This is a genomic window from Acinetobacter sp. 1294596 (genome assembly GCF_000582925.1).
Lineage (GTDB): Bacteria > Pseudomonadota > Gammaproteobacteria > Pseudomonadales > Moraxellaceae > Acinetobacter > Acinetobacter radioresistens.
Genome location: NZ_JFCC01000023.1, coordinates 38,043 through 44,197, shown reverse-complemented (window position 1 = coordinate 44,197; position 6,155 = coordinate 38,043). Strand labels below are relative to the sequence as shown.

Below are 6,155 nucleotides of genomic sequence, written 5' to 3'. Positions count from 1 at the left end.
ATGTGAAGCTGACCAATACTAATTGCTCGTGAGGCTTGACTATACAACACCCAAACAGTTGTATACAAAGCATCAATCGATTCATAAATATGCAATATCCCTTGATTCAGCCTAATGCTGGAACATACAATTCAGACCCAGATCTGCCCGCTGTTAATAACTCATTTGGACCAAAGTACGGCACATACTGCACCGCAGTTAAATCAGACCCGAACAAGTCCATCAACAGTTGTGCTGGCGACCATAGCAAGAGTGAACCACCTGATCCCTTCCCGAACTCAGAAGTGAAACCTCTTAGCGCTGATGGTAGTGTGGGGTTACCCATGTGAGAGTAAGTCATCGCCAGCTCATTATTCCAAAAAGCCCCCTCATTGAGGGGGCTTTTTTTATGCGTGAGGTGTAAAAGAAAAAGAGTTAGCCATAGCAATACTGGCAATGGCTGACAGCCCGGTTTAAGCGGCTTCTAGTTCTTTTAAAATTGCTTCATTAAATTCAGGCAGGTCTCCTGGATTACGTGAAGTAATTAAAATCCACCCATGGGCCTTGCAATAGGCCACCGCTTCATCTTTCCATAATCCACCTGCATTTTTCAGGTCCAGTTCCAGGCTTTGATAACCAGTAACGGTTTTACCTTCAATTCGCCCGGCATTAATTAATGTCCAAGGTGCATGACAGATCATGGCAATCGGTTTACCGTTATCTGTAAAATGCTGAATGAGTTGTTGCACCTGTTCGTTAATGCGCAGGGTATCAGCATTTACCGTACCGCCTGGTACAATCAGGATGTCATAATCGGTCGGATCGACCTTTTCAAAAGTACTGTCAGGTGTGTAGGCTGGTCCAGGTTCTTTATCACCTTTCATGGTCTGTACTTCTTCATTTTTTTCGGCAGCATGAATTGCTTCAATGCCTTTACTCTTCAAAAATTCAAGCGGTTTAATCAGCTCGTCATGTTCTACACCGGCATTTGAAGTAATAATTAATGCTTTTTTTGCCATGTTCCTGAACTCCTTACTGGTTTTATATTTCTTTAGATTAGTCGAGTTTTATAGAACCCCCTATAGCAGTTCTTAAGCAGCTTTGTATAAAACAGATACAGTTTCAAATTTATTTACATTCATTTTTACGACTCATTTAAAAAGCCCTACTAAAAGCAGGGCTTTTTAAATACTATGTTTTATTCAGCATTAAATTGTCTAATTTAAGTAATAATCATTGTCCAATTTCAATGATTCAGGCTTCCCGTACTTCTGGCTGTAATGCTACTTTGAGTAATCCATTATTTATGAAACGGAGTTTATCCAGTACTGTATCGGATAAGGTAAACGGATAAGCGTCTTCAAGCCCCATACTGCGATTAAGTGCATTTAAGCTATAGCTCAAAGCAAACCAGTTAATTAGGGTCTGTTCAAAGTCCTGTGAGCCAATAGGAGATTCTTTAAACTTCATGGCAGGGTCAGATGGACGGTTAGGCTCTAACCTTAGACCAGCATGATATGCGGTATCGAGCGTATCCATCATATGTAGGTAATGCGCCCAGGTTTCCGCCCAATCTTCCCAAGGATGTGCAGAGGCATATTGGCTAATATAGCTCTCACTCCAGTTCTCTGGTGCACCCTGTTCATAATGATGCTCTAAGGCCTTGGCGTAGTCCTGTCTTTCATCACCGAACAGCTGGCGAAATTCTTCCAGCCATTCTGGATAAGTATGGGTCAGCAGATCAAAATAATAATGGCCGCTTTCGTGACGGAAATGGCCGAGCAGGGTGCGATAATTTTCACCCATGTTAAGCCGTGTCCGTTCACGATGCACTACATCCGCTTCTGAAGCATTTAAGGTAATCACACCATCAGCATGGCCAGTCATCACAGACTCATGCGGAAGGGGCATCAGGAAATTGAAACGCAGGCCATAACGGTCATGATCATCTGTTTTTGGACGCGGCAAGATATTCATCTGCTGGGTTAGATATAAAAATCTGCGTTTGGCCTGTTCTAATGCTCCCCAATACTGTTTATTTTCAGGAATGGATAGATCCGGAATCTTATGGGTTAACTGACACGAAGGACAATACATATTCGGGTCATCTACCGGAATCATCCAGTTGCAGACCTGGTGGTGAACGTAGTTATAACAGGGTTTATAGTCTGGCTTGGAATCCTTGGGATCCGCATGTTGCCAAAGCTGGTCATTAACTGGCTTGAAAGTACCCATTATTTTCTTTTCGACAATATAGCCTAGAGCGGCTTGGCACTTTTCGCAGTAGATATTATTAAAGAAAACTTGGTTCTGGCATTGTTGGCAATAGAAGATTTTCATTGCTTACTCAGTATGCATAGGTGATGACGACCAGTAATGAAGTTTTATTGGCTGGCCGTCTGGATGTTCTTGTTAAAAATGTACTTCTAATCCTAGATATGGACCTTTGAACTCGAATTTCAGATCATTATCTTCATAGTCATCCAGGTCGATACTCAAACTACGGTAGCCAACTTTTGCACCTAAATCAACGAGCAGACTGTCAATTACGTTATATTTTATTTCAGCTTGTAGATCAGTTATTTTGGCATCATTAACGTTAGTATAAATACCTTCTGCCTGAGCACTTAGACCAGTAAAGGGAAGTTTGGCCTGCACCAGACCATAAAGTACCGGGTAGGTCTCATCAATGTCGAGGGTATTTAGCCCTACAGAAGAAATTTTACCATCAAGAAAACGTGCTCCCACACCGACATCAGCACTGATAATATTGTCGAGTATCTCGTAATATAAAATAGCATCAGTCTGATCTAGATCTACTTCATGTAATGGTACACCGGCAAGCTCATTTTCTGTCTGACTGTTTAAATTAACATATTTAAGTTTGGCATTCGGTATCAACGGTACAGGATGTTCAATAGAAAGCGACAGCTGAGGGCTACCTTTTTGGTCAAGGTCCTGATCATTAAGGTTCTGTTGGTTGCGGTTGAGCTGGCCATCATAGAACCAGTAATCTATACCGGCTTTTGCACCAATGATATCTGCATGGCTAAGCTGGGCTAGGCTGACCATTAATGCAATACCTGAATATTGAAAAAACTTCATAAGGTCTCTTTTATAATGATGAAAAAGCAAATTAAAAAACCGGAGCAGTAAAAAGGTGTTTTTTTACTATTTCTACGGGTAATAGAGCGCATCATATAGCAAACTTTATTTGATGACTTATATTTAAATGTAGAGTCAGCAAGAGAAAAATATTGGGTTATATTGGATAAAACAGAAAATTTTTAATAAGATTTTTATAATTTTTAGGACTATATAAGACTGTACTTTATAAATTATTTTTCTAAATAATTGAAATTAAAACAAGTGAAGGATGAATAGACGAAAGATTTAAAAGGTGACTGTAGAAATTACAGCAAAGTAAAACAAAAACAGGTATTGTTTCTTCATAAAAAAGCAAAACTTCAGATTCGGCTTTAAGCAGGTCTTTCTGACTTTGCAGGTTTGTGAATTAGACATACAGCTCAAAAGGCTGACCTAAGTTCAAACAAGGAAGATTTATTCAGGATACTTTTTTTGCTTGCGTTATTATCCCAAAAAAAAGCAGCATTAAAAGAAACCTAAGATTTAGGTGTTTTATGACAGATACTCGTGAAAATTGGTCCGCGCGATCAGGTTTTATTATTGCGGCCATCGGTTCAGCCGTGGGGTTGGGAAATATTTGGCGCTTTCCCTATGTTGCCTATGAAAATGGCGGTGGTGCATTTTTAATTCCCTATCTTATTGCTCTATTAACAGCAGGATTACCTCTGCTATTTCTGGACTATGCCGTCGGGCACCGAAGCAATGGTGCACCGCCTAAGGCTTATAAAAAACTATTTAAACCTGCTGAATCACTGGGCTGGTGGCAGGTGTGTGTATGTATCATTATTGCTTTGTACTATGCTGGAGTGCTCACCTGGGCGGGTAGTTATATATTTTTCTCTATGGGACAAATATGGGGGAATGACCCGGAGGCTTTCTTCTTCAAAACCTTCCTGAGAACTTCGGAAGCCAGCAATTTTGATATGTCTTTTGTTAGCCATCTTTTTTGGCCTCTGGTGGGTGTCTGGGCGCTGGTTTTGGCTATTCTCTATGGAGGCGTAAAAAAAGGAGTTGAGCTTTCTAACCGTATCTTTATGCCTTTACTGGTAGTGCTATTTACTATTCTGGTGATTCAGGCATTGCGCTTACCTGGTGCAGCTGATGGTTTAAATGCCTTCTTTACCCCGAACTGGAAAGCCATGATGGATTATAAGGTCTGGCTGGCAGCTTATGGTCATATCTTTTTTTCTTTGTCTGTTGGCTTCGGTATTATGGTGACCTACGCCTCCTATCTAAAGCCAAAAACCAATTTAACGGGTTCGGGTCTTATTGTCGGTTTTGCCAATTCGTCATTTGAGCTTCTAGCTGGTATTGGGGTATTTGCTGCACTGGGCTTTATGGCTCACTCGGCCGGTACTAGCGTACAGGAAGTAGTAAGTGGCGGGATCGGACTGGCCTTTATTGCATTTCCTAAACTGATTTCAAGTCTGGGAGCCGGGGCTGATCTGTTTGGTATTCTGTTCTTTGGTTCACTGTTTGTAGCTGGTGTAACTTCAATGGTCAGTATTCTGGAAGTGCCAATTGCTGCCATGCAGGACAAGTTAAACTGGAGCCGCAAGAAAGCTGTAAGTGTGATTGGTTTCAGTACAGGTGCGGTATCTATTTTCCTGTTCTCAAGTGTCAATGCCATCAAGCTGGTCGATATTATTGACCACTTTATTAATAACCTTGGAATTGTGTCGGGTGCTTTAGTTTCAATTATTATCGTTTCCTGGTTCAAACGTGTACTGATGACTGAACTAGAAATTCACATCAACTCGATTTCTACAGTTAAACTGGGCCGTACTTGGGAACTTACACTAACTGTAGTTACTCCAGTGGTACTGCTGTCAACTTTGGCACTGACTTTAAATGCCTTACTGCAAAAAGGCTATGGTGATTACTCCTTAAGCCTTCAGGTCTGGTTTGGCTGGGGCAGTATTATTTTCTGTGCGCTAGGCGCATTGCTGTTTACTAAGCTCAGTCAGCGTTAGGAGGTGATATGAATACATCTGCAATTATTATGCTGGTCATTTCCATTGTCTTTCTATGGGGTGGTCTAATTTTATCTATTCTTCACTTGATGCGACATCCTGAAGAGATCGATATTAATGACCAACATAGACTCTAAATAAAAATACATTGCTTCAATACTGAAAGCCTATAAAAAAAGTCATTATCTCTTGTAGATAATGACTTTTTACTTTTAAGGGACAAACCATGGATAACTTCATGCAGCAAGAAGTCCTGACAGCTTTTCTGGTCACTTTATTGGCCGGACTGGCCACAGTGATTGGCGGAGCGCTGGTCCTGTTTTTTAGGCAGCCCAGCTTCCGGTTTTTATCATTCGGTCTGGCCTTTTCAGCCGGTGCGATGGTTTACGTTTCGCTTACTGAAATTCTTAATAAATCTATTGCTTCTTTCTCTGGTGCTTTTGACCCTAAAACCGGTTATGCCTTGGGAACTTTTTCATTGCTGCTGGGTATTATTCTGGTATTACTACTTGATCACTTCATTCCTAACCCGCATGAAAGTGTAGAAAAAGGTACAGAGCATGGACTGGATCAGCAGCAGCTGATGCGGACGGGACTGCTGACCCTGTTTGCTATTACTGCCCATAATCTGCCCGAAGGTTTGGCAACTTTTTTTGCCACACTGGAAAGTCCGACCTTGGGAGCACCACTTGCAGTTGCAATTGCTATTCATAATATTCCTGAAGGGGTAGCCATTGCTTTACCCGTCTATATAGCCACTCAGAATAAAAAACTTGCTTTAGGTGCAAGCTTTGTTTCCGGTCTTGCTGAACCTGTAGGTGCAGCACTTGGCTATTTTATTTTGCAGCCTTTCATGAGTGATGCAATTTATGGCATTGTCTTTGGAATTATTGGTGGTGTGATGGTTTATCTGGCCTTAGACGAGCTGCTGCCTACAGCCAAACGTTATAGCCAAGGCCATGAAACCGTATATGGACTGGTATCCGGCATGGCGATTTTGGCTTCAAGTCTGGTACTGTTCAGATTTATTAGTTAAGAGTGGCTGAATAAAAAAGT

The 6,155-nt window shown here is 41.3% G+C and carries 6 protein-coding genes and 1 rRNA gene; 4 read left to right on the top strand and 3 right to left on the bottom strand.

All coding sequences use genetic code 11. The features are described 5' to 3' along the window. Positions 1–233: 233 nt before the first annotated feature. A 5S ribosomal RNA gene (gene rrf / locus J502_RS09605) occupies positions 234–348 on the top strand. Between the two features lie 104 nt (positions 349–452). Here rrf and J502_RS09600 read toward each other — a convergent pair. From J502_RS09600 to J502_RS09590, 3 genes are all read right to left on the bottom strand, one after another. Continuing rightward, positions 453–998: a type 1 glutamine amidotransferase domain-containing protein gene (locus J502_RS09600; protein ID WP_005017610.1), complete on the bottom strand. Its 546-nt coding sequence runs from the start codon at positions 996–998 to the stop codon at positions 453–455. A 235-nt stretch (positions 999–1,233) separates the two neighbouring features. After that, entirely contained in the window at positions 1,234–2,319 is a 1,086-nt protein-coding gene (locus tag J502_RS09595; RefSeq protein WP_034683929.1) for a zinc-binding metallopeptidase family protein, read from the bottom strand. 72 nt (positions 2,320–2,391) lie between these two features. After that, positions 2,392–3,084 carry a TIGR04219 family outer membrane beta-barrel protein gene (locus J502_RS09590; protein ID WP_005017614.1) on the bottom strand — a complete coding sequence of 231 codons (693 nt, stop codon included), beginning with the start codon at positions 3,082–3,084 and terminating at the stop codon, positions 2,392–2,394. Between the two features lie 536 nt (positions 3,085–3,620). Here J502_RS09590 and J502_RS09585 point away from each other — a divergent pair. The 3 genes from J502_RS09585 to zupT all read left to right on the top strand — a co-directional run bounded on the left by J502_RS09585 (position 3,621) and on the right by zupT (position 6,135). Continuing rightward, positions 3,621–5,099, top strand: a complete 1,479-nt coding sequence (locus tag J502_RS09585; protein WP_005017616.1) for a sodium-dependent transporter — start codon at positions 3,621–3,623, stop codon at positions 5,097–5,099. A gap of 8 nt (positions 5,100–5,107) precedes the next feature. Next, positions 5,108–5,236: a methionine/alanine import family NSS transporter small subunit gene (locus J502_RS16585; RefSeq protein WP_005017618.1), complete on the top strand. Its 129-nt coding sequence runs from the start codon at positions 5,108–5,110 to the stop codon at positions 5,234–5,236. An 89-nt stretch (positions 5,237–5,325) separates the two neighbouring features. Next, positions 5,326–6,135, top strand: coding sequence for a zinc transporter ZupT (gene zupT, locus J502_RS09580; protein WP_005017619.1), 810 nt, complete (start codon positions 5,326–5,328; stop codon positions 6,133–6,135). The last annotated feature ends 20 nt before the right edge of the window (positions 6,136–6,155 follow it).

Excerpts from the sequence above, each read along its gene's own strand:
- J502_RS09585 (WP_005017616.1), top strand. The coding sequence starts at position 3,621 with ATGACAGATACTCGTGAAAATTGGTCCGCGCGATCAGGTTTTATTATT.
- J502_RS09600 (WP_005017610.1), bottom strand. The coding sequence starts at position 998 with ATGGCAAAAAAAGCATTAATTATTACTTCAAATGCCGGTGTAGAACAT.
- J502_RS16585 (WP_005017618.1), top strand. The coding sequence starts at position 5,108 with ATGAATACATCTGCAATTATTATGCTGGTCATTTCCATTGTCTTTCTA.
- J502_RS09590 (WP_005017614.1), bottom strand. The coding sequence starts at position 3,084 with ATGAAGTTTTTTCAATATTCAGGTATTGCATTAATGGTCAGCCTAGCC.
- zupT (WP_005017619.1), top strand. The coding sequence starts at position 5,326 with ATGGATAACTTCATGCAGCAAGAAGTCCTGACAGCTTTTCTGGTCACT.
- J502_RS09595 (WP_034683929.1), bottom strand. The coding sequence starts at position 2,319 with ATGAAAATCTTCTATTGCCAACAATGCCAGAACCAAGTTTTCTTTAAT.